The organism is Streptomyces sp. PKA51 (assembly GCF_057552455.1).
Genome location: NZ_BAAJPZ010000009.1, coordinates 197,364 through 218,060, shown reverse-complemented (window position 1 = coordinate 218,060; position 20,697 = coordinate 197,364). Strand labels below are relative to the sequence as shown.

The 20,697-nt window shown below is 73.1% G+C and carries 19 protein-coding genes and 1 other RNA gene; 18 read left to right on the top strand and 2 right to left on the bottom strand.

Annotated features, from left to right (window positions below):
• The first annotated feature begins 116 nt into the window (after positions 1 to 116).
• From AC27L3_RS16690 to AC27L3_RS16680, 3 genes are all read left to right on the top strand, one after another.
• Positions 117 to 1,466 carry a serine/threonine-protein kinase gene (locus AC27L3_RS16690; RefSeq protein ID WP_487234791.1) on the top strand — a complete coding sequence of 450 codons (1,350 nt, stop codon included), beginning with the start codon at positions 117 to 119 and terminating at the stop codon, positions 1,464 to 1,466.
• Positions 1,467 to 1,563: 97 nt separating this feature from the next.
• Complete coding sequence (prfB, locus tag AC27L3_RS16685) at positions 1,564 to 2,682, top strand: peptide chain release factor 2 (RefSeq protein ID WP_344438451.1); 1,119 nt, start codon at positions 1,564 to 1,566, stop codon at positions 2,680 to 2,682.
• Positions 2,683 to 2,926: 244 nt separating this feature from the next.
• Positions 2,927 to 3,931 (top strand): hypothetical protein, encoded by a 1,005-nt coding sequence (locus AC27L3_RS16680; RefSeq protein ID WP_487234790.1) that lies wholly within the window; start codon positions 2,927 to 2,929, stop codon positions 3,929 to 3,931.
• A gap of 108 nt (positions 3,932 to 4,039) precedes the next feature.
• On the opposite strand, the gene AC27L3_RS16675 is transcribed toward AC27L3_RS16680, so the two are convergent.
• Entirely contained in the window at positions 4,040 to 4,234 is a 195-nt protein-coding gene (locus AC27L3_RS16675; protein ID WP_487234789.1) for a hypothetical protein, read from the bottom strand.
• 297 nt (positions 4,235 to 4,531) lie between these two features.
• On the opposite strand from AC27L3_RS16675, the gene ftsE reads away from it, so the two are divergent.
• The 13 genes from ftsE to AC27L3_RS16610 all read left to right on the top strand — a co-directional run bounded on the left by ftsE (position 4,532) and on the right by AC27L3_RS16610 (position 17,631).
• On the top strand, positions 4,532 to 5,221 hold the full coding sequence (gene ftsE / locus AC27L3_RS16670; protein ID WP_487234788.1) for a cell division ATP-binding protein FtsE: 690 nt from the start codon (positions 4,532 to 4,534) through the stop codon (positions 5,219 to 5,221).
• Positions 5,222 to 5,251: 30 nt separating this feature from the next.
• Positions 5,252 to 6,163: a permease-like cell division protein FtsX gene (gene ftsX, locus AC27L3_RS16665; RefSeq protein WP_344440105.1), complete on the top strand. Its 912-nt coding sequence runs from the start codon at positions 5,252 to 5,254 to the stop codon at positions 6,161 to 6,163.
• A gap of 80 nt (positions 6,164 to 6,243) precedes the next feature.
• Positions 6,244 to 7,485 carry a S41 family peptidase gene (locus AC27L3_RS16660; RefSeq protein ID WP_487234787.1) on the top strand — a complete coding sequence of 414 codons (1,242 nt, stop codon included), beginning with the start codon at positions 6,244 to 6,246 and terminating at the stop codon, positions 7,483 to 7,485.
• An 18-nt stretch (positions 7,486 to 7,503) separates the two neighbouring features.
• Positions 7,504 to 7,989 carry an SsrA-binding protein SmpB gene (gene smpB / locus AC27L3_RS16655; RefSeq protein WP_487234786.1) on the top strand — a complete coding sequence of 162 codons (486 nt, stop codon included), beginning with the start codon at positions 7,504 to 7,506 and terminating at the stop codon, positions 7,987 to 7,989.
• A 99-nt stretch (positions 7,990 to 8,088) separates the two neighbouring features.
• Positions 8,089 to 8,458, top strand: a transfer-messenger RNA (tmRNA) gene (gene ssrA / locus AC27L3_RS16650).
• Between the two features lie 121 nt (positions 8,459 to 8,579).
• Positions 8,580 to 9,812, top strand: coding sequence for a hypothetical protein (locus tag AC27L3_RS16645; RefSeq protein WP_487234785.1), 1,233 nt, complete (start codon positions 8,580 to 8,582; stop codon positions 9,810 to 9,812).
• Positions 9,813 to 9,852: 40 nt separating this feature from the next.
• Positions 9,853 to 10,434, top strand: coding sequence for a flavodoxin family protein (locus tag AC27L3_RS16640; protein WP_487234784.1), 582 nt, complete (start codon positions 9,853 to 9,855; stop codon positions 10,432 to 10,434).
• Positions 10,435 to 10,529: 95 nt separating this feature from the next.
• A complete protein-coding gene (locus AC27L3_RS16635) occupies positions 10,530 to 11,129 on the top strand; it encodes a CGNR zinc finger domain-containing protein (protein WP_487234783.1) in 600 nt (199 codons plus the stop codon).
• 321 nt (positions 11,130 to 11,450) lie between these two features.
• Positions 11,451 to 11,990, top strand: a complete 540-nt coding sequence (locus tag AC27L3_RS16630) for a sigma-70 family RNA polymerase sigma factor (RefSeq protein WP_487234782.1) — start codon at positions 11,451 to 11,453, stop codon at positions 11,988 to 11,990.
• Positions 11,987 to 12,724, top strand: coding sequence for a zf-HC2 domain-containing protein (locus tag AC27L3_RS16625; RefSeq protein WP_487234781.1), 738 nt, complete (start codon positions 11,987 to 11,989; stop codon positions 12,722 to 12,724). Before AC27L3_RS16630 ends, AC27L3_RS16625 begins: the two co-directional genes overlap by 4 nt.
• A gap of 169 nt (positions 12,725 to 12,893) precedes the next feature.
• Entirely contained in the window at positions 12,894 to 15,182 is a 2,289-nt protein-coding gene (locus AC27L3_RS16620) for a HelD family protein (RefSeq protein WP_487234827.1), read from the top strand.
• Between the two features lie 447 nt (positions 15,183 to 15,629).
• On the top strand, positions 15,630 to 17,063 hold the full coding sequence (locus AC27L3_RS16615; protein WP_487234780.1) for an NAD-dependent malic enzyme: 1,434 nt from the start codon (positions 15,630 to 15,632) through the stop codon (positions 17,061 to 17,063).
• Between the two features lie 286 nt (positions 17,064 to 17,349).
• Positions 17,350 to 17,631, top strand: a complete 282-nt coding sequence (locus AC27L3_RS16610) for an HU family DNA-binding protein (RefSeq protein WP_190128934.1) — start codon at positions 17,350 to 17,352, stop codon at positions 17,629 to 17,631.
• Positions 17,632 to 17,928: 297 nt separating this feature from the next.
• On the opposite strand, the gene murA is transcribed toward AC27L3_RS16610, so the two are convergent.
• Complete coding sequence (gene murA / locus AC27L3_RS16605) at positions 17,929 to 19,281, bottom strand: UDP-N-acetylglucosamine 1-carboxyvinyltransferase (RefSeq protein WP_487234779.1); 1,353 nt, start codon at positions 19,279 to 19,281, stop codon at positions 17,929 to 17,931.
• Positions 19,282 to 19,666: 385 nt separating this feature from the next.
• Between murA and AC27L3_RS16600 the strand changes: the two genes are divergently transcribed.
• Complete coding sequence (locus AC27L3_RS16600; protein WP_487234778.1) at positions 19,667 to 20,260, top strand: YqgE/AlgH family protein; 594 nt, start codon at positions 19,667 to 19,669, stop codon at positions 20,258 to 20,260.
• Positions 20,261 to 20,290: 30 nt separating this feature from the next.
• Complete coding sequence (locus tag AC27L3_RS16595; RefSeq protein ID WP_344434586.1) at positions 20,291 to 20,584, top strand: DUF3039 domain-containing protein; 294 nt, start codon at positions 20,291 to 20,293, stop codon at positions 20,582 to 20,584.
• Positions 20,585 to 20,697: the final 113 nt, after the last annotated feature.

Sequence of the window (20,697 nt, the reverse complement as noted above, 5' to 3'; positions counted from 1 at the left end):
GAATCGGAGTCCCCAACTCCCCTCCGGCCGCGTAGCTTGGTCGCCGGCGCGGTCGGCCACTGCCGGCCGCACGCCGAGGCACTGTCGTCGAATGGCGGAGGAGTCGGGGAACAGTCTTGGCACGGAAGATCGGCAGCCGGTACACCGCCCACCAGGTCCTCGGGCGCGGCAGCGCCGGAACGGTCTGGCTCGGCGAGGGCCCCGAGGGCCCCGTCGCCATCAAGCTCCTGCGCGAGGACCTCGCCTCCGACCAGGAGCTCGTCGGCCGCTTCGTCCAGGAGCGCGCCGCCCTCCTCGGTCTCGACCACCCCCACGTGGTCGGCGTGCGCGACCTCGTCGTCGACGGCGCCGACCTCGCCCTGGTCATGGACCTCGTCCGCGGCACCGACCTGCGCACCCGCCTCGACCGCGAGCGGCGCCTGGCCCCCGAGGCCGCCGTCGCCGTGGTCGCCGACGTCGCCGACGGCCTCGCCGCCGCGCACGCCGCCGGGATCATCCACCGCGACGTCAAGCCCGAGAACGTCCTCCTCGACATGCAGGGCCCCCTCGGCCCCGGCGGCGCCCATCCCGCCCTGCTCACCGACTTCGGCATCGCCCGCCTCGTCGACGCGCCGCGCCCGGCCCCGGCCCGCGAGCGCGCCTCCACCGCGGACGGCGCCCGCGTCCCCGCCCAGCGCAGCGTCATCGGCACGCCCGACTACCTCGCCCCCGAGATCATCGAGGGCCTGCCGCCGCGCGCCTCCGTCGACGTCTACGCCCTGGCCACTGTCCTGTACGAGCTGCTGGCCGGCTTCACGCCCTTCGGCGGCGGCCACCCCGGCGCGGTGCTGCGCCGGCACGTCACCGAGACCGTGGCGCCCCTGCCCGGCATCCCCGACGAGCTGTGGCAGCTGATCGTCCAGTGCCTGGCCAAGGCCCCGGCGTCCCGGCTGCGGGCCTCCGAGCTCGCCGCCCGGCTGCGCGAGCTGCTGCCCGGGCTGGCGGGCATCCCCCCGCTGGACATCGACGAGCCCGAGGACGCCCCCGCGGGCCCGGGCCCCGCCGGCCCGGAGGGCACCCCCGCCCGCCCGGTCGCGGGCGTGCCCGAACCGCGCCGGCGCGGGGCCGTCCCGCTCGTACCGGGCGGCGGCCGGCCCGACTCCAACCGCGACACCCACACCAGCATGCGCGTGCCCGGGCCCGAGGAGCTCGCCGGCGGCGCCCACGGCACGGCCCGGGCGCCGCGGATGCCGGGCCAGCGCCGGGCGGGCTCGGCCCGCCACCGCACGCACGCGGAGGAGGTGCGCCGGCGCCGCATCCGGCTGGGTGCGGCGGCGGTGGCCCTGGCGGCGGTCGCGGGCGTGGGCGGCTGGTTCGCCACGGGCGGCGGGTCGGACGCGGGGGATGCGAAGCCGGGCGGCAAGCACTCCCCGGGAATCCACCGCCAGGTCCCCCCGGCGGACCCCTCGGTGGCCCCCTTGCGCTAGACGGCCCCCGAGGCCGCACCCCCGGGTTGCCGGGGTGCGGCCTCGGATGCGGCGGCCGACGGACCGGGGAACCCGGCACAGCCGTTAGGCTGGGTGCGTGGCAGTCGTTGATGTATCCGAAGAGCTGAAGTCCCTCTCCTCGACCATGGCGTCGATCGAGGCCGTTCTGGACCTCGACAGGATGAGGGCCGACGTCGCCGTGCTCGAGGAGCGGGCGGCGGCCCCGTCCCTGTGGGACGACCCCGAGGCCGCGCAGAAGATCACCAGCCAGCTGTCGCACCTGCAGGCGGAGCTGCGCAAGACCGAGGCCCTGCGCAGCCGCATCGACGACCTCGCGGTGCTCTTCGAGCTCGCCGAGGCCGAGGGCGACGCCGACACCTTCGCCGAGGCCGAGGCGGAGCTCGTCTCGGTGCGCAAGGCGCTGGACGAGATGGAGGTCCGCACCCTCCTGTCCGGCGAGTACGACGCCCGTGAGGCCCTGGTCAACATCCGTGCCGAGGCCGGCGGCGTGGACGCCTCCGACTTCGCCGAGCGCCTGCAGCGCATGTACCTGCGCTGGGCGGAGCGCCACGGCTACAAGACGGAGGTCTACGAGACCTCGTACGCCGAAGAGGCCGGCATCAAGTCGACCACCTTCACCGTCCAGGCGCCGTACGCCTACGGCACCCTTTCCGTCGAGCAGGGCACGCACCGCCTGGTGCGCATCTCGCCCTTCGACAACCAGGGCCGCCGCCAGACCTCCTTCGCGGGCGTCGAGGTGCTGCCGGTCGTCGAGCAGACCGACCACGTCGAGATCGACGAGTCCGACCTGCGCGTCGACGTCTACCGCTCCTCGGGCCCCGGCGGCCAGGGCGTCAACACCACGGACTCCGCGGTCCGCCTGACCCACCTGCCCACCGGCATCGTCGTCTCCTGCCAGAACGAGCGCTCGCAGATCCAGAACAAGGCGACCGCCATGAACGTCCTGCAGGCCAAGCTCCTGGAGCGGCGCCGCCAGGAGGAGCAGGCGAAGATGGACGCGCTCAAGGGCGACGGCGGCAACTCCTGGGGCAACCAGATGCGTTCGTACGTCCTGCACCCGTACCAGATGGTCAAGGACCTGCGCACCGAGCACGAGGTCGGCAACCCGCAGGCCGTGCTCGACGGCGAGATCGACGGCTTCCTGGAGGCGGGCATCCGCTGGCGCAAGCAGCAGGAACAGCAGCAGGAGAAGTAAGTAGGACAACCCCCCGCACAGCCGGGCAACCCCACCCTTTCCTTCCTTGACGCTGCCCGAAAAACTGGGAAGGGTGGCGTGCGGCATGCGATCACTGGGGCGTGTGTGGCGGGGGGCGAGCGGCCCGGCTCGGAACGTGACAAGAGAACGTCCTCGGGCCGTCGGATCACGCCGACCCCCGGAGCGCCACCGCCCCGTGCAGAGCTGCTCCAATGACGAGATCAGCTACTGGGGGTAGCAGGCAATGACGAGAAGGACGCGTGTACGCGTCGCGCGAATAGCCGCTGGTGCGGTCATCGCAGCGGGTGCCTCCCTGACGGCCGCGGGTGCGGCCTCCGCCGCCGGACTCGACGTCGAGATCGGCGGCTTCGGCGTGACGGCCACCGCCGGTGTGGGCGGCCCCGACGAACCGGGTCCCACCACCGGCCCCACCACGATCCCGCAGCCCACGGGCGACCCGGGCACGACCGGCGGCACCGGTTCGACCGGCGGCACCGGCTCCACGGGCGGTACGGGTTCCACCGGCGGCACCGGCTCGACCGGCGGCTCGGACACTTCGACCGGCGGTACGGGTTCCACGGGCGGCACCGGCTCCACGGGCGGTACGGGCTCGACCGGTGGCACCGGCTCCACGGGTGGCACCGGCTCCACCGGCGGCACGGGCTCGACCGGCGGCTCGGACACTTCGACCGGCGGTACGGGTTCCACGGGCGGCACCGGCTCCACGGGCGGTACGGGCTCCACGGGCGGCACCGGTTCGACCGGCGGCACCGGCTCCACCGGTGGCACGGGCTCCACGGGCGGTACGGGTTCGACCGGTGGCACCGGCTCCACGGGCGGCACCGGCTCGACCGGCGGTACCGGCTCCACCGGCGGCTCCGGCACGACCGGGGGCTCCGGGGACCACGACCACGGCTCCGCCACCGGCGGCACCGGCTCCACCGGTGGCTCCGACGGTGACGCCCACACCTGCCCCGTCGACACCGACGGCAACTGCAACAACACCAGCACCGACAGCGCGGGCTCCCGCCCGGTCGAGCAGGGCAAGCCCAAGGAGCAGCTGACCCAGGTGGGCGACGCCGGCCAGGGCAGCGGCAGCGGCGAGAAGGCCCAGGCCTCGGGCCAGCTGGCCGAGACCGGTGCCGGTCAGACCACGTTCCTGCTGGTCGGCGCCGCGACGATGATCGCCGGCGGCATCGGCTTCCGCATGCTGCCGCGCCTGATCAACAAGGGTGCGGCCACGGCCTGACCGTACGCATGCGTGCGCTCGCACACCGTGCGCGGCGCACAACGACCGGGGCCCGGGACGCCATGGCGTCCCGGGCCCCGGCCCGTGCAGCCCTGTGGGCGCGCGCCCCTAGCCGGCGAATCCCCGTGCGAGCACCGTCAGCGCGACGAGCAGCACCAGCAGCGCGATCAGCGCCGCCGGCGTCAGTGCGCCGAAGATGCCTTCCTGGTGCTGCAGCCGCTCGCGGCTCGCCCGGCAGACCGGGCACCTGCCCTCACTGACGGGAGCCGCGCAGTTGGCGCACACCAGCCGGTCGCATGTCATGCGAAGTCCTTCCTCCGGTAGGTCCAACGCGCGGGAGAGCCATGCGGTTCCCCTTACCACTGTGCCAGCTTCCCCGCCGTCCGGCGCGTCCGGTCCGGTGACGCGCGAAAAGGGGAGCAAATGTGCTCGGTTTGTCCCCGATGGTGTCGGTCGCCGACGCGGCGCTGACGCCGCCGGGCGGACCCGCCGCCGCGGGCCGACTGCGCGTGCACGGGCGGTTCGGTAGGGTCACGCTCACCGACGGAGCCGCGAAGGCGGCGTTCCGTGCCGCTACCCAGGCCGACACGTGGTGCACTCGTGATCCGATTCGACAACGTCTCCAAGACCTACCCCAAGCAGAACCGACCGGCACTCCGGGACGTCTCCCTCGAGATCGAGAAGGGCGAATTCGTCTTTCTCGTCGGGTCCTCGGGCTCCGGGAAATCCACGTTCCTGCGCCTTCTGCTGCGCGAGGAGCGGGCCACCCACGGACAGGTGCACGTGCTGGGCAAGGACCTGGCACGGCTGTCCAACTGGAAAGTGCCGCACATGCGCCGGCAGCTCGGCACCGTCTTCCAGGATTTCCGGCTGCTGCCCAACAAGACGGTGGCGCAGAACGTGGCCTTCGCGCTGGAGGTCATCGGAAAGCCGCGCGGCGAGATCCGCAAGGCCGTGCCGCAGGTCCTGGAGCTGGTCGGGCTCGGTGGCAAGGAACAGCGGATGCCCGGCGAGCTCTCCGGCGGTGAGCAGCAGCGCGTGGCGATCGCCCGGGCGTTCGTCAACCGCCCCCTGCTGCTGATCGCCGACGAGCCGACCGGCAACCTGGACCCCCAGACGTCCGTGGGCATCATGAAGCTGCTGGACCGGATCAACAGGACCGGCACCACGGTCGTCATGGCCACCCACGACCAGCAGATCGTCGACCAGATGCGCAAGCGCGTCATCGAGCTCGAGCAGGGCCGTCTCGTGCGCGACCAGTCGCGCGGCGTCTACGGCTACCAGCACTGACACCGCACGGAAAGGCACCGGGAAGACGCCATGCGCGCCCAGTTCGTCCTGTCGGAGATCGGCGTCGGTCTCCGCCGCAACCTCACGATGACCTTCGCGGTCATCGTCTCCGTCGCGCTCTCCCTCGCCCTCTTCGGCGGCTCGCTGCTCATGCGCGAGCAGGTGAGCACGATGAAGGGCTATTGGTACGACAAGGTCAACGTCTCCATCTACCTCTGCAACAAGAATGACGCGGAGTCCCAGCCGGCCTGTGCCAAGGGCGCGGTCACGGAGGAGCAGAAGAAGCAGATCCGCGCCGACCTGGAGAAGATGCCGGTCGTCCAGAAGGTCCAGTTCGAGACCGCGGACGAGGCGTACAAGCACTACAAGGAGCAGTTCGGCAAGTCGCCGATCGCCGGCTTCCTGACCCCCGACCAGATGCAGGAGTCCTTCCGCGTCAAGCTCAAGGACCCCTCCAAGTACAAGGTCATCTCCAGCGCCTTCTCCCAGCGGGCCGGCGTCCAGGAGGTCGAGGACCAGCGCAAGACCCTCGAACCGCTGCTCAACCTCCTCAACGGCATGAACCTCGCGGCCCTGGGCGTCATGGCGCTGATGCTCGTCGTGGCCCTGATGCTGATCGTCAACACCGTGCGCGTCTCGGCGTTCAGCCGCCGGCGCGAGACCGGCATCATGCGCCTGGTCGGCGCCTCCAGTTTCTACATCCAGATCCCCTTCATCATGGAGGCCGCCTTCGCCGGACTGCTGGGCGCCGGTTTCGCGGGGGTGCTGCTGGTGTGCGGCCAGTACTTCCTGGTGAACAACTGGCTCGCCCACCAGATCGACGTCGTGCAGTTCATCGGCTGGGACGCGGTGCTCACCAAGCTGCCGCTGGTGCTGGCCATCGGCCTGCTGATGCCCGCGCTGGCCGCCTTCATCGCCCTGCGGAAGTACCTCAAGGTCTGACACCCGCAGCGGATCCGCGCCGAGGGCGCCGTACGGTCAACTCACCGTGCGGCGCCCTTCGGTGTCCTAGACTCACGCGCATGCCCGGCCCCACGAGGAGTGTCACGGCGTACGTCCCGCCGCGCCGCGTCAGGCGCGCGGGCGCCCTGACGCTGGTCTTCGCGGGCGTGGTCGCGGCCGGCGCCGCCACCGGCGCCTGGGGCGTGGTCTCCCGGTCGCACGAGGGGCCCACCACCCCGGCCCGCGACGGCGACCGCGCGGTCGCACGTCCCGCGGGCTCCCTGCCCGCGGCCCGCGGCGGGGTCGACCGCGGCCCGCTCGACGACGCCGCCGCGCGCGCCCGGGCGGACGGCAAGTCCGGTGCGGACGCCGCCGCCGAGGTCCTCGGCCGCAGCGGCGACACCTGGAGCGCGGTCTACAGCGCCCGGGAGTACGAGGGGTTCGCGCTCGCCCTCGACGGTGCCTACGTCGGCGTGGGACTGACCGTCCGGCGCGCGGGCGGCGGGGTGATCGAGGTCGACGGGGTCCGCCCCGGCGGGCCGGCCGAGCGGGCCGGCCTCGTGCCCGGCGACCGTCTGCGCACCGTCGACGGCGCCGAGGTGACCGGCCGGCCCGTCACCGAGGTGGTCTCCCTTCTGCGCGGCCTGACCCCGGCCGGTGCCGGCTCCCGCGTGCGCCTCGGCCTGGAGCGGGACGACCGGCGCTGGGAGCGCACACTGCAGCGGGAGCGGCTGGTCACCCCGAGCGTCCAGGTCGAGCGGGTGGACGGCGAGGACGAGGCGGCGCCCGCCACCGTGATCAAGGTGGCGGCCTTCACCCGGGGCACCGGCGAGCGGGTGCGCGACGCGGTGCGCGCGGCCGCTCCGGGGGAGGGGGTCCTGCTGGACCTGCGCGGCAACTCCGGCGGACTGATCACCGAGGCCACCACGGCCGCCTCCGCGTTCCTCGACGGCGGACCCGTGGCCACGTACGACATCCGCGGCCGGCAGCACGCGCTGCGGGCCGAGCCGGGCGGGGACACCCGCCGGCCCCTGGTCGTGCTGGTCGACGGCGGCACCATGAGCGCCGCGGAGCTGCTGGCCGGGGCCCTGCAGGACCGCGGCCGGGCGATCGTCGTGGGCGCGCCCACCTTCGGCAAGGGCTCGGTGCAGATGCCCACGCGGTTGGCCGACGGCTCCGTGGCCGAGCTCACCGTGGGCCACTACCGCACGCCGTCGGGGCGGGCCGTCGACGACAGCGGCATCGTGCCGGACCTGGTGGTGCGCGAGGACGCCGAGCACCGGGCCCGCACGGTATTGAGTGGCCTCGGGGGCGGGTCGTAGTGCGAGAATGACGACGCTATGGCTAAAGAGACAGGTCGCAAGCTGATCGCGCAGAACAAGAAGGCGCGGCACGACTACCACCTCCTGACCACGTACGAGTGCGGCCTGGTGCTCACCGGCACCGAGGTCAAGTCGCTGCGCCAGGGCCGGGCCTCGCTGGTGGACGGCTTCGTCCACATCGACGGTGGCGAGGCATGGCTGCACAACGTGCACGTCCCGGAGTACAGCCAGGGGACGTGGACGAACCACAGCGCGCGGCGCAAGCGCAAGCTGCTGCTGCACCGCGCGGAGATCGACAAGCTCGCCTCGAAGGCGGACGAGACGGGGCACACGATCGTGCCGCTCTCGCTGTACTTCAAGGACGGCCGGGCCAAGGTCGAGATCGCCCTGGCCAGGGGCAAGAAGGAGTACGACAAGCGGCAGACCCTGCGCGAGAAGCAGGACCGCCGCGAGGCCGACCGCGCCATCGCCGCGGCCCGCCGCCGTCAGCGCGCCAAGGGGTGACCCCGCGGGGAATACGCTGGCACCGTCGTGCGTTGGTCACGTACGATGGGCGCATCGCACACCGGCCGAGCCGGGGTGCGCACCTTGAAAAAACAACATGGGGATGATCGGTTTCGACAGCGGATGTCGAAGCAGGGGAAGCGAGCCGAGGAAGCGGCAATGATCTCGTAAACCATATGTCGCAACCAATAATCGCCAACACCAAGCGCGATTCCTTCGCCCTCGCTGCCTAAGTAGCGACCTGCGAAGTGTCAGCCCGGGACTGTTCCCGACCCGGATCCTGGCATCATTGAGGGAACTAAACCACTAGGCCCGGCCACGGGGCCTGGTGGGAAACCACACAGTGGCTGAGCCCGTCGGAGACTTGTCCGTGTGATCTCCGGGGCCGAGAAAATCGCAGCGGACTGCGCTCGGAGAAGCCCTGGTTCTGCACCGTTGGACGCGGGTTCGATTCCCGCCATCTCCACTCATCCCATGGTGGAAAAGCCCCCGGCCCGACGGCCGGGGGCTTTTTCGCGTTCACCGGGAGGTCTCGACGGACGGTGGGCCGGGGAGAAACCAGCTGAGGCGCGGAACGACAGGGGGTGCCCGTGAAGGCGGAGCGGAGGCGAGCGACCGTCGCGCTGGCGGGCGCGGGGGTGCTGTGGCTGGGCGTGCAGGGCGGCCCGGCCGTCGCCGTCGGCGAGAGCCCGGACGGGGTGCACCTGCTGCTGGGCGGCGCCTTCGGCAGCCGGCCCGGCGAGCTGATCGACGTCGATGTGCGGGGTCTGCGGGCCGGTGCCGGGCAGGTCATCGTCACCTCGCCCGCCTTTGCCCGGCCCGTGCGCCTGGCACCGTACGGCGATGCCGGCGGGCGCGGTTTCCACGCGCGCCCCGCGGTGGCGATGCGCGCCGCGCCGGGCACGTACCCGCTGCGCGTGCACGCCGGCGGGCGGGTGGTCGCCGAGGACCGGGTGCGCGTCGAGGCGGCACGCCGGCCGAGCTTTTCGGTCTCCGCCCGGGGGAAAGCGCGGCCGGGGGAGCGGCTCGGGCTGTTCTTCGACGACCTCTACCCCGGCGAGACGGGCGACGCCTTCACCGTCACCTCGCCCGTCCTGCGCGCGCCGGTGCGCCTGCGGCACGATGCGCGCGGCGTGGAGTGGCACAACCCGCGGATGTTCACGGCGCCGGCCGTCGTGGCGCCGGAGGCCAAGGACGGCACGTACAAGGTGACGCTGACCGGCCCCGCAGGCCGCCGGATCGCCGAGCGGCCGCTCGTGGTGCGCGCGGCCCGGCCGGGCGACGACGACTGGACCGGCAGGGTGCGCGGACCGTCCTTCTTCGGTCCCTCCGCCCACCCGGAGGACGCCCGCGCCGCCGGCCGGCGGGTCGAGGCCGGCGGCACCGTCAACGTCCTGTGGCGCGACGCCTCACCCGATCCGGGGGAGGAGGAGAGCCTGACGGCCGCCTCGCCCGCCTTCGAACGCCCCGTCGCCCTGCGGCGGGACGACAGCAAGGCCGGCGACGGCGACGACCCCCGCTACTACGGCGCGGCCCGCATCCGCCGTGCCCTGGCGCCGGGGAGCTACCCGGTGACGGTCGTCAGCCACCACGGGCGCGTCCGGCGTACGGGGCAGCTGCAGGTCACCCCGCCCGCGGCCGCCACGGTGGCGCCGGCCGCGCACGGCGGCCCGGACCGTACGACGCTGGTCGTGGCCGTGGTGGCGGCCGGCACGGGGGTCGCCGTGCTGGTCACGGGAGCGGTTGTCCCGGTGCTGCGCCGCCGCAGGCGGCCGCAGGCCGCGAAGCGGGCCGCGGGGCCTGCGGCGGACCCTCCGTCATGAGGCCGGGAATCGCCTTGCGTTGAGCGGTGTTGACCATCGCATGATCGAAAATGACCGGAGCTCCGGCTTCGAGGGCCGCAGTTTTCTCTTCCTCCTGGGCAGCGGCCGCGAAGGCGGCAACACCGAGGCGCTCGCCCGCCACGCCGCCGCCCAGCTGCCGCAGGACGTCCCCCAGCGCTGGCTGCGCCTGAGCGAGCACCCCCTGCCCCCGTTCGACGACCCGCGCCACACCGAGGCCGGCGTCCCCGCCGAGCTGTCCGCCCCCGAGCGCCTGCTGCTGGACGCCACCCTCGACGCCACCGACCTCGTCATCGCCTCCCCGCTGTACTGGTACGGCGTCTCCGCCTCCACCAAGCTCTACTTCGACCACTGGGTGAACTGGCTCGTGCTGCCCGGCGCGGACTTCAAGCAGCGGATGGAGGGCCGCACCCTGTGGGGCGTCACCGCCGCCAACGGCGCCGCCAAGCCCGGCATCACCGGCCCCCTCACCGGCATGCTGAGCGCCTCCGCCGCGTACATGGGCATGCGGTGGGGCGGCCTCCTCCTCGGCCAGGGCAACGCACCGGGCGACGTCGAGGCGGACGACGACGCCCTCCTGGCGGCCAAGTCCTTCTTCTCCTAGGGCCTTTCCCGCACGGGCCGTTCTTCCCGTGGGCCGGGCCACGGGGGCACCCTGGAGGCGCGGGGCAGGATCCGTGAGGGGAAAGGGTGACACCCATGGCACCGGCAGCGGCCCCCGGCGGCCCGTACGGCCTGCGGTTCGACTGCGGCAGACTCTGCCTCGACCTGCTGGCCACGGCACAGCCCGAGGAACGGCTCGACAGCCCCCGCCGGTTGCGCGCCTGGCTGCTCGGCGCCGGCATCGTCCCGCACGGCACCCCGCTGGAGGCGGTGGACGCCGTCTGGCTCGCCCGTTTCCGGGCCGCCCGCGCGGTGCTGCTGCGCGTCGTGCAGGACGAGGTCGACGGCCGCGCCACCGACCCCGACCTGCAGACGGTCAACGCGCTCGCCGCCGCGGCCCCGCCCGCGCCGCAGGCCGGCCGCGACGCGGGCGGCCTGCTCGTGCGCAGCCTCGCGGGGGCGGTGGACTGCGACGCCCTCCTCGGGCAGATCGCCCGGGACGCCGTCGAACTGCTCACCGACCCCGCCGCCCGCGGGCGGCTGCGCCGCTGCGCGGGCCGCAGCTGCTCCCTGGTCTACCTCGACACCTCCCGCGGCCACCGCAGGCGCTGGTGCTCCAGCGAGGTGTGCGGCAACCGTGAGCGGGTGGCCCGCCACCGGCGCCGGGCCGGCACCACCCAGGAGACGAACAGGTAGACCGCCGCGCACGGCACGGCGCCGGTGGAGCCGCCGAGGGGAGCGCCCCCGAAGGGGCGCGGGGCAGTGTCGATCTGCGGCTGCGCCGCGTGGGCGCGACCGGCCACCACCCCGGCGCGGAGCAACGGCACTTCGTCCGCGGGTGCGTCGTGGCTTGTCGCGCAGTTCCCCGCGCCCCTTCGGGGCATCGTGGCGCCGCACCACGAAGATTCCCCGTCCGGCGACGGCCACGCGCCGCGCCCGTTCGACCGCCCGCCGCTGAACGGCCGCCGGCCGTCGCCCGTACTCCCTCCCGACGCGCTATCGACCCAGGGGGAAGACGTGCGCAAGGATGCCGCCGTGGCCGACAGGACCAGTCCCGACGAGGACCTCATGCGGTCCCTCTACGCCGAGCACGCCGGCCCGCTCCTGGGCTTCGTGCTCCGGCTCGTGGCGGGCGACCGGCAGCGGGCCGAGGACGTCGTCCAGGAGACCCTGCTGCGCGCCTGGCGCAACGCCGACCGGCTGCGCGGCGCCACCGGCTCCGTACGGCCGTGGCTCGTCACCGTCGCGCGGCGCATCGTCATCGACCACCACCGCAGCCGGCAGGCCCGGCCGCCCGAGGCCGACGCCGCCCCCCTCGAACTGCTGCCCGCCGCCGACGAGATCGACCGGGCCCTGCGCCTGATGACCCTCTCCGAGGCCCTGGGGGACCTGACCGCCGCCCACCGAGAGGCCCTCGTCGAGACCTACTTCAAAGGACGCACCGTGAGCGAAGCCGCCGAAGCCCTCGGCATCCCCGCCGGCACCGTCAGGTCCAGGGTCTTCTACGCCCTGCGCTCGCTGCGGCTCTCGCTCGAGGAACGAGGAGTGACGGCATGAACCGCCCGGCAGCACCGGACCCCGGGCACACCGCGGTCGGTGCCTACGCCCTCGGCACCCTGGACGAGGCCGAGGCCGCCCGCTTCGAGGAGCACCTCGCCGGCTGCGAGCGCTGCGGCGCCGAGCTCGACGGCCTCATGGGCCTCGCCCCCCTGCTCGCCGACCTCAAGGAAGCCGGCCCCGACCCGGCCGCCGCGCCCCCGCAGCCGCCCCCGCGGATGCTGGACGCGCTGCTCGACGAGGTGGGTGCCACACGCCGCGCCCGCCGGACCCGCCGGCTGTGGCTCGTCGCCGCGGCCGCCGCGCTCATCGTCGCCGGCCCGCTGGCCGGAGCCGCCCTGACCGGCCACGACACGCCCGGCCACAGCGGGATCAGCGCCGCGAAGCAGATGTACGAGGAGGGGGACAAGAAGGGCGCCGTCGACCCGGCGACCAAGGTCGACGCCACCGTCTCCCTGCAGGACAAGCCCTGGGGCACCCACGTCGCCCTCCGGCTGGGCAACGTCAGGGGCCCGCTGACCTGCGACCTCGTCGCCGTCGGCCGCGACGGGCAGGAGCAGACGGTGACCACCTGGGCCGTCCCCGCGTCCGGCTACGGCCTGGACAAGGGCGACAAGGCGGACCGGGAGCCCCTCTACACCCACGGCGGCGCCGCCTTCAGCCGCGCCGACATCGCCCGCTTCGAGGTCCGTACGCTCGACGGCCACCGCCTGGCGACCGTCCCGCTGGAGTGATCGAGCGCGTTCCGTCAACGGGTGACACTCGTGGCAAACCCCTCATGTCCTGACAGGTGCGTCGGCACCCCTGTTCGCGTACGGTTGACGGCTGCCCTACGCACAGCAGAAGGGGGCCTGGGTGGCCGCGCAGAACGCCACGGACGCGCGAGTGGCGACAGGACCGGCGATGGAACCCGACGGGGTCCGCGACCGTGAGATCGGTGCCGAACAGCACCATCTGGACCGGGTGTACCGGCGTCTCGAGGAGAAGATCCACGAGGCGGAGTTCCTCATGGACGACGCCGCCAAGCGCGGCCAGGTCGGCACGCCGGGCGCGCTCGCCGAACGGGACGCCCAGGTGTTCCGCGCCGGCGTCCACCTCAACCGGCTGAACAGCGAGTTCGAGGACTTCCTCTTCGGCCGCATCGACCTGCTGCGCGGCAAGGACGGCAAGAAGGGCCCCGACGGCGCCTACACCTCCGTCGAACCCGCCGACGACGCCGTGCGCGGCGACCGCGCCGAGATCGCCGAAACCCTGCACATCGGCCGCATCGGCGTCCTCGACGCCGACTACTCCCCGCTCGTCATCGACTGGCGGGCCCCGGCCGCGGCGCCCTTCTACCGCGCCACCCCCGTCGCCCCCGGCCGCGTCGTGCGCCGCCGCGTCATCCGCTCCAAGGGCCGGCGCGTCCTCGGCGTCGAGGACGACCTGCTGCGCCCCGAGCTCACCACCACCCTCGACGGCGCCGAGCTGCCCGTCGTCGGCGACGGCGCCCTCATGGCCGCCCTCGGCCAGGCCCGCAGCCACACGATGCGCGACATCGTCTCCTCCATCCAGGCCGAGCAGGACCTCGTCATCCGCGCCCCCGCCGCCTCGGTCACCGAGGTCGAGGGCGGCCCCGGCACCGGCAAGACCGCCGTCGCCCTGCACCGCGCCGCGTACCTGCTCTACCAGGACCGCCGCCGCTACGCCGGCGGCATCCTCGTCGTCTCCCCGACCCCGCTGCTCGTCGCCTACACCGAGGGCGTCCTGCCCTCCCTCGGCGAGGAGGGCCAGGTCGCCATCCGCGCCGTCGGCTCCCTCGTCGACGGCGCCGAGGCCGAGGTGTACGACGAGCCGGCCGTCGCCCGCGTCAAGGGCTCCTCCCGCATGGTCAAGGTGCTGCGCAAGGCCGTCCGCGGCGCCCTGGAGATCCCGCCCGCCGGCACCGAGGTGCCCGAGCGGCTGCGCGTCGTCGCCTTCGGCGCCCGCATCGAGCTCGACGCCGAGGACCTCGGGCGCATCCGCCAGAGCGCCCTCGGCGGCACCGCCCCCGTCAACCTGCTGCGCCCGCGCGCCCGCCGGCTGATCCTCGACGCGCTGTGGTCCCGCGCCGGCGGCCCCAAGCGCTACACCGACCCCGAGCTCGCCGCCGAGGCCCGCTCGGCGTTCGACGAGGACATCACCACCGAGGACTCCTTCACCGCCTTCCTCGACGCCTGGTGGCCCGAGCTCACCCCCCGCCGCGTGCTGGCCTGCCTCGCCGACGACAAGCGGCTGGGCCGCTTCTCCCGCCGGGTGCTGAGCCCGCGCGAAGTGCGCCTCGTGGCCCGCTCGCTGCGCCGCCTGGACGCCGCCGGCACCGGCCCGCTCTCCGTGCACGACGTGGCCCTCCTCGACGAGCTGGAGACCCTGCTCGGCGTGCCGCCGCGGCCCCGCCAGCCCCGCGAGGCGGACCCGCTGGACGCGCTGACCGGCCTGGAGGAGCTGATGCCGCAGCGCTCCGAGACCCGCCGCGAGCGCGCCGAGCGGCTGGCCCAGGAGCGCCGCGACTACGCCCACGTCATCGTCGACGAGGCCCAGGACCTCACGCCCATGCAGTGGCGCATGGTCGGCCGCCGCGGCCGGCACGCCACCTGGACGATCGTCGGCGACGCGGCCCAGTCCTCCTGGTCCGACCCCGATGAGGCGGCCGCCGCCCGCGACGAGGCGCTGGGCACCCGCCCCCGACGCCGCTTCGAGCTCACCGTCAACTACCGCAACCCCGCCGAGATCGCCGAGCTGGCCGCCAAGGTGCTGGCCCTGGCCATGCCCGGCATGCGCGCGCCCCGCGCCGTGCGCTCCACCGGCAGCGAGCCCCGCTTCACCGTGGCCGGCGACGACCTCGCCGGCTGCACCCGCGACGAGGTGGTGCGCCTGCTGGCCGACGTCGAGGGCACGGTCGGCGTGGTCGTCCCCATGGGCCGGCGCGAGCAGGCCCGCACCTGGCTGGCGGGCCTGGGCGAGCGGGTCGTGGTGCTCGGCAGCCTGGAGGCCAAGGGCCTGGAGTACGACGCGACGGTCGTGGTCTCGCCCGCCGAGATCGCCGACGAGTCCCCGGCCGGCCTGCGGGTGCTCTACGTGGCCCTGACCCGTGCCACGCAGCGCCTGACGGTGCTGTCGGGGGAGCGGGACGAACCGGACGAGCACGGGGTGCCCGACCTGCTGCGGGACTGACGGGGGCGGGGCCGGGGGCCGGGTGCGCGCCTGCGCCATCCGGCCCGCTCGCGGCACCCGATCTGACGTTCTGCGGGTGGAAGGCCGCCCGACGGAATGACTTCGCGGGCGGGTTTGTTAGCCTGGATGCGGCACCGGCTCGATCCAAGCCCCCGGGCCCAACCTTAGTCGCTACGAGCGACCACTTGCCGCGAGGCGAGCATGGCGGGTCGGTGTCGTCACACGTGGCACGACGGGCGTTCTTTCCCCGGGTTTCTCCCCGGGGAAAGAACGCCCGTCGGCATTTTTTCCTCCCTGATTCCGGAAGGTTTCTTCCAAAAAACGAGGCTGGTTTCCCCCTACCGGCCGGTAGGTGGGACGATCGGACGTCTCGCACCCCGGTGCGGGGATGTCGCGTCCTCGTGACGCACGCACCAGCGAAACAAGCGAAAGCAGAGGAAAGCGGCCATGGCAACGGCGCCTAGCGTCTCGTACTCGATGACGGTCCGGCTGGAGGTTCCCGCGAGCGGGACCGCGGTCAGCGAGCTGACCACGGCCGTGGAGTCCTCGGGCGGGTCCGTCACCGGCCTGGACGTGACCGCCTCCGGCCACGAGAAGCTCCGCATCGACGTCACCATGGCCACCACCTCCACCGAACACGCCGCCGAAATCGTGGAGAAGCTCCGCGGCATCGAGGGCGTGGTGCTGGGCAAGGTCTCCGACCGCACCTTCCTGATGCACCTCGGCGGCAAGATCGAGATGGCCTCCAAGCACCCCATCCGCAACCGCGACGACCTCTCCATGGTCTACACCCCCGGCGTCGCCCGCGTATGCATGGCCATCGCCGAGAACCCCGAGGACGCCCGCCGCCTGACCATCAAACGCAACAGCGTCGCCGTGGTCACCGACGGCTCCGCCGTCCTGGGCCTGGGCAACATCGGCCCCAAGGCCGCCCTACCCGTCATGGAGGGCAAGGCCGCCCTCTTCAAGCGCTTCGCCGGCATCGACGCCTGGCCCATCTGCCTCGACACCCAGGACACCGACGCCATCGTCGAGATCGTCAAGGCCATCGCCCCCGGCTTCGCCGGCATCAACCTCGAGGACATCTCCGCCCCCCGCTGCTTCGAGATCGAAGCCCGCCTGCGCGAAGCCCTCGACATCCCCGTCTTCCACGACGACCAGCACGGCACCGCCATCGTCGTCCTCGCCGCCCTGACCAACGCCCTGCGCGTCGTCGGCAAGAACATCGAGGACGTACGCGTCGTCATGTCCGGTGCCGGAGCGGCCGGTACGGCGATTTTGAAGCTCCTGCTCGCCGCCGGCGTGCGTCACGCCGTGGTCGCCGACATCCACGGCGTCGTCCACACCGGCCGCCCCGACCTCGTCGACGCAAGCCCCGAATCGGCCCTGCGCTGGATCGCGGACAACACCAACCCCGAAGGCATCACCGGCACCCTCAAGCAGGCCGTCCAGGGCGCCGACGTCTTCATCGGCGTCTCCGCCCCCAACGTCCTCGACGGCGACGACGTCGCCGCCATGGCCGACGGCGCCATCGTCTTCGCACTGGCCAACCCCGACCCCGAGGTCGACCCCGCCATCGCCCGCCGCACCGCCGCCGTCGTCGCCACCGGCCGCTCCGACTTCCCCAACCAGATCAACAACGTCCTGGTCTTCCCCGGCGTCTTCCGCGGCCTGCTCGACGCCCAGTCCCGCACCGTGAACACCGACATGATGCTCGCCGCCGCCCGCGCCCTCGCCGACGTCGTCGCCGGCGAAGAACTCAACGCCAACTACATCATCCCCAGCGTCTTCAACGACAAGGTCGCCGGGGCGGTCGCGGGCGCGGTCCGGGAGGCCGCCAAGGCGGCCGGGGCGGCTGTGACGGCCACCACGACGATCTGAGCACGGCGCGTCGAGTGGCGCGACGCCACTTGGCCCCCCATAAGGTGTCGGGCAGACATCCGGCTGCAGAAATGCGGCTGCATCCGAGGCTGTGGCGCTGGCCGTGGCGCTTTCCGTGTGACTCTCCAGGGTGCCGGATTGGCTTTCCCGCCACTGGTGGGGGCAGGATGCGTAACCGGGCGCGAGGGTCTGGCAAACGGACCCGGGTCCGGGGACTGTCCGAGGGCCCTGGCAGCATCGGCTTCGATCTCACGCCTCATTGGCAAGAAGAACACGGGAGTACAACATGAACCGCAGTGAGCTGGTGGCCGCAGTGGCCGACCGCGCCGAGGTGACCCGCAAGGACGCCGACGCCGTTCTGGCTGCTTTCGCCGAGACCGTCGGCGAGATCGTCGCGAAGGGCGACGAGAAGGTCACCATCCCCGGCTTCCTGACCTTCGAGCGCACGCACCGTGCCGCTCGGACCGCGCGCAACCCGCAGACGGGCGAGCCGATCCAGATCGCTGCCGGTTACAGCGTGAAGGTCTCCGCGGGCTCCAAGCTCAAGGAAGCCGCGAAGGGCAAGTAAACCTTCAGCAGGAAGGGCGGCCACCCCACCGGGGTGGCCGCCCTTTCGGCGTAAACGGCCCGTGAACGGCCCGTGAACCCCCTAACGCGCCGTCAGGGTGCCCCGGGCCCAACGGCCCCCGCCCCGACGCCGTGGCGCCCCGTCAGAGCGCCCGACCGCAAACAGCTCGGCCACAAACAGACGGACGGGCTGCTGTTGCAGCCCGTCCGGCGTTTGAGGACACCGCGCGTCAGCGCGGTCCGGGGGTGCGAGGGGGCGGAGCCCCGCTCGGAAGCGGTGAAGGGGCGGGGCTGGGGCTCAGCCCTGCGCAGCAGGCTCCGCCGCGCCCGGCAGTTCCACGTTGGCGCCCAGATCGCGCAGCTTCTGCATGAAGTTCTCGTAGCCGCGGTTGATCAGGTCGATGCCGTGCACCCGCGACGTCCCCTGCGCCGCCAGCGCAGCGATGAGGTACGAGAAGCCGCCGCGCAGGTCGGGGATGACCAGGTCGGCGCCCTGCAGCTTCGTCGGGCCGGAGACGACCGCCGAGTGCAGGAAGTTGCGCTGGCCGAAGCGGCAGGCCGAGCCGCCCAGGCACTCGCGGTACAGCTGGATGTGCGCGCCCATCTGGTTCAGCGCCGACGTGAAGCCCAGGCGGGACTCGTAGACCGTCTCGTGGACGATCGACAGGCCGCTGGCCTGCGTCAGGGCGACGACCAGCGGCTGCTGCCAGTCGGTCTGGAAGCCGGGGTGGACGTCCGTCTCCAGCGCTATGGCCTTGAGCGAGCCGCCCGGGTGCCAGAAGCGGATGCCGTCGTCGTCGATCTCGAAGGCGCCGCCGACCTTGCGGTAGGTGTTGAGGAAGGTCATCATCTCGCGCTGGCTGGCGCCGCGGACGTAGATGTTGCCCTCGGTGGCCAGGGCGGCCGAGGCCCAGGAGGCGGACTCCAGGCGGTCGGGCAGGGCGCGGTGGTTGTAGCCGCCGAGCGTGTCGACACCGGTGATGCGGATGGTGCGGTCGGTGTCCATGGCGATGATCGCGCCCATCTTCTGCAGCACGCAGATGAGGTCCTCGATCTCCGGTTCGACCGCCGCGTTGGACAGCTCGGTGACGCCCTCGGCGAGCACGGCCGTCAGCAGCACCTGCTCGGTCGCGCCGACCGAGGGGTACGGCAGGCGGATCTTGCAGCCGCGCAGTCGCTGCGGGGCCTCCAGGTACTGGCCGCCCTCGCGCTTCTCGATGGTCGCGCCGAACTGGCGCAGCACCTCGAAGTGGAAGTCGATCGGCCGGCCGCCGATGTCGCAGCCGCCCAGGCCGGGGATGAAGGCGTGGCCGAGGCGGTGCAGCAGCGGGCCGCAGAAGAGGATCGGGATGCGCGAGGAGCCGGCGTGCGCGTCGATGTCCGCGACGTTGGCGCTCTCCACGTAGGTCGGGTCCATGACCAGCTCGCCGGGCTCGTCGCCCGGGCGGACGGTCACGCCGTGCAGCTGCAGCAGGCCGCGCACCACGCGCACGTCGCGGATGTCGGGGACGTTGCGCAGCCGGGACGGCCCGGTGCCGAGCAGGGCGGCGACCATGGCCTTGGGCACGAGGTTCTTGGCGCCGCGGACGCGGATCTCTCCCTCGAGCGGGGTACCGCCGTGGACAAGCAGGACATCGTCAGGGCCGGTCATGGATCTCGCGTTCCTGGAGTTGGGCAAGGGGCAAGAAGAAAGGGTAATGCGACCGCGGGGCCCTTCTGCCGCCCCGCAGGGGGTGCGGGAACGTCATGGGTTTGTCACAACACGCTCCGTTAATGGAACGGTCGCTACCGGTTATCACGCCGCCGTCGCGGCCGCGCCGCTACGGGCGGTATGACCCCTTACGGGCGCTGCGCGCACTCGCAAGACGCTCCCTGGCCCTTCCGGGTTCCCCGGCTGCGGCACCGGCATTCCGGCCTCCGCGGCCCGCCGCGGTGCCCCGGAGCGCCGCAGGGCTGCTCTCGTACGCCCCCGCCCGCCCCTGCCGGGCGGGCCACCGCACTCCCCACACCGGCCCGAAATGCGGGATCATGTCGCCATGACCGAGGTGTCCTCGCTCACAGGGCGACTGCTCGTGGCGACGCCGGCCCTGGCCGACCCGAACTTCGACCGGGCCGTGGTCCTGCTGCTCGACCACGACGCGGAGGGCTCCCTGGGCGTGATCCTCAACCGGCCGACCCCCATCGGCGTCGGCGACATCCTCCAGTCCTGGGCGGCGCTCGCCGGGGAGCCGGGCGTCGTCTTCCAGGGCGGGCCGGTCTCGCTGGACTCGGCCCTCGGCGTGGCCGTGGTGCCGGGCGAGGCCCACGGGGAGGGCGCCGGGGCCGGCGCCGCGCCCGGACCGCTGGGCTGGCGCCGGGTGCACGGGGCGATCGGCCTGGTCGACCTGGAGGCCCCGCCGGAGCTGCTGGCCAGGGAGGTGGGCTCGCTGCGGATCTTCGCGGGCTACTCGGGCTGGGGCCCGGGCCAGCTGGAGGAGGAGCTGGTCGAGGGCGCCTGGTACGTGGTGGAGTCCGAGCCCGGCGACGTCTCCTCGCCCGACCCGCAGCGGCTGTGGCGGGCCGTCCTGCGCCGCCAGCGCAACGAACTGGCGATGGTCGCCACCTATCCGGACGACCCGAGCCTCAACTGACCCGGCTCCGCCCCAGTACCCTTGGAGACCATGAGCACTCTCGAGCCCGAGCGCGGAGCAGGTACCGGCACCCTCGTAGAGCCGACACCGCAGGTGTCGCACGGCGACGGCGACCACGAGCGCTTCGCCCACTACGTCCAGAAGGACAAGATCATGGAGAGCGCGCTCTCCGGCTCCCCGGTCGTCGCCCTGTGCGGCAAGGTCTGGGTGCCCGGGCGCGACCCCAAGAAGTACCCGGTGTGCCCGATGTGCAAGGAGATCTTCGACGGCATGGGCGCCGGCGGCGACGACAAGGGTGGCAAGGGCGGCAAGGGCGACAAGTAGTCCCCTCCCGGCCCGCCTCGGCTCTGCCACGGCTCCCGGGACGCACCGGCAGGTGCGTCCCGGGAGCCGTGCGTGCACCACGGGGCGTGCATACGACGGCCTCGGGCTGTCGA

Coding starts and splice junctions, on each gene's coding strand:
- AC27L3_RS16680 (WP_487234790.1), top strand. CDS start 2,927: ATGACGAGAAGGACGCGTGTACGCGTCGCGCGAATAGCCGCTGGTGCG.
- AC27L3_RS16675 (WP_487234789.1), bottom strand. CDS start 4,234: ATGACATGCGACCGGCTGGTGTGCGCCAACTGCGCGGCTCCCGTCAGT.
- ftsX (WP_344440105.1), top strand. CDS start 5,252: ATGCGCGCCCAGTTCGTCCTGTCGGAGATCGGCGTCGGTCTCCGCCGC.
- AC27L3_RS16660 (WP_487234787.1), top strand. CDS start 6,244: ATGCCCGGCCCCACGAGGAGTGTCACGGCGTACGTCCCGCCGCGCCGC.
- smpB (WP_487234786.1), top strand. CDS start 7,504: ATGGCTAAAGAGACAGGTCGCAAGCTGATCGCGCAGAACAAGAAGGCG.
- AC27L3_RS16640 (WP_487234784.1), top strand. CDS start 9,853: ATGATCGAAAATGACCGGAGCTCCGGCTTCGAGGGCCGCAGTTTTCTC.
- AC27L3_RS16635 (WP_487234783.1), top strand. CDS start 10,530: ATGGCACCGGCAGCGGCCCCCGGCGGCCCGTACGGCCTGCGGTTCGAC.
- AC27L3_RS16625 (WP_487234781.1), top strand. CDS start 11,987: ATGAACCGCCCGGCAGCACCGGACCCCGGGCACACCGCGGTCGGTGCC.
- AC27L3_RS16620 (WP_487234827.1), top strand. CDS start 12,894: ATGGAACCCGACGGGGTCCGCGACCGTGAGATCGGTGCCGAACAGCAC.
- AC27L3_RS16615 (WP_487234780.1), top strand. CDS start 15,630: ATGGCAACGGCGCCTAGCGTCTCGTACTCGATGACGGTCCGGCTGGAG.
- AC27L3_RS16610 (WP_190128934.1), top strand. CDS start 17,350: ATGAACCGCAGTGAGCTGGTGGCCGCAGTGGCCGACCGCGCCGAGGTG.
- murA (WP_487234779.1), bottom strand. CDS start 19,281: ATGACCGGCCCTGACGATGTCCTGCTTGTCCACGGCGGTACCCCGCTC.
- AC27L3_RS16600 (WP_487234778.1), top strand. CDS start 19,667: ATGACCGAGGTGTCCTCGCTCACAGGGCGACTGCTCGTGGCGACGCCG.
- AC27L3_RS16595 (WP_344434586.1), top strand. CDS start 20,291: ATGAGCACTCTCGAGCCCGAGCGCGGAGCAGGTACCGGCACCCTCGTA.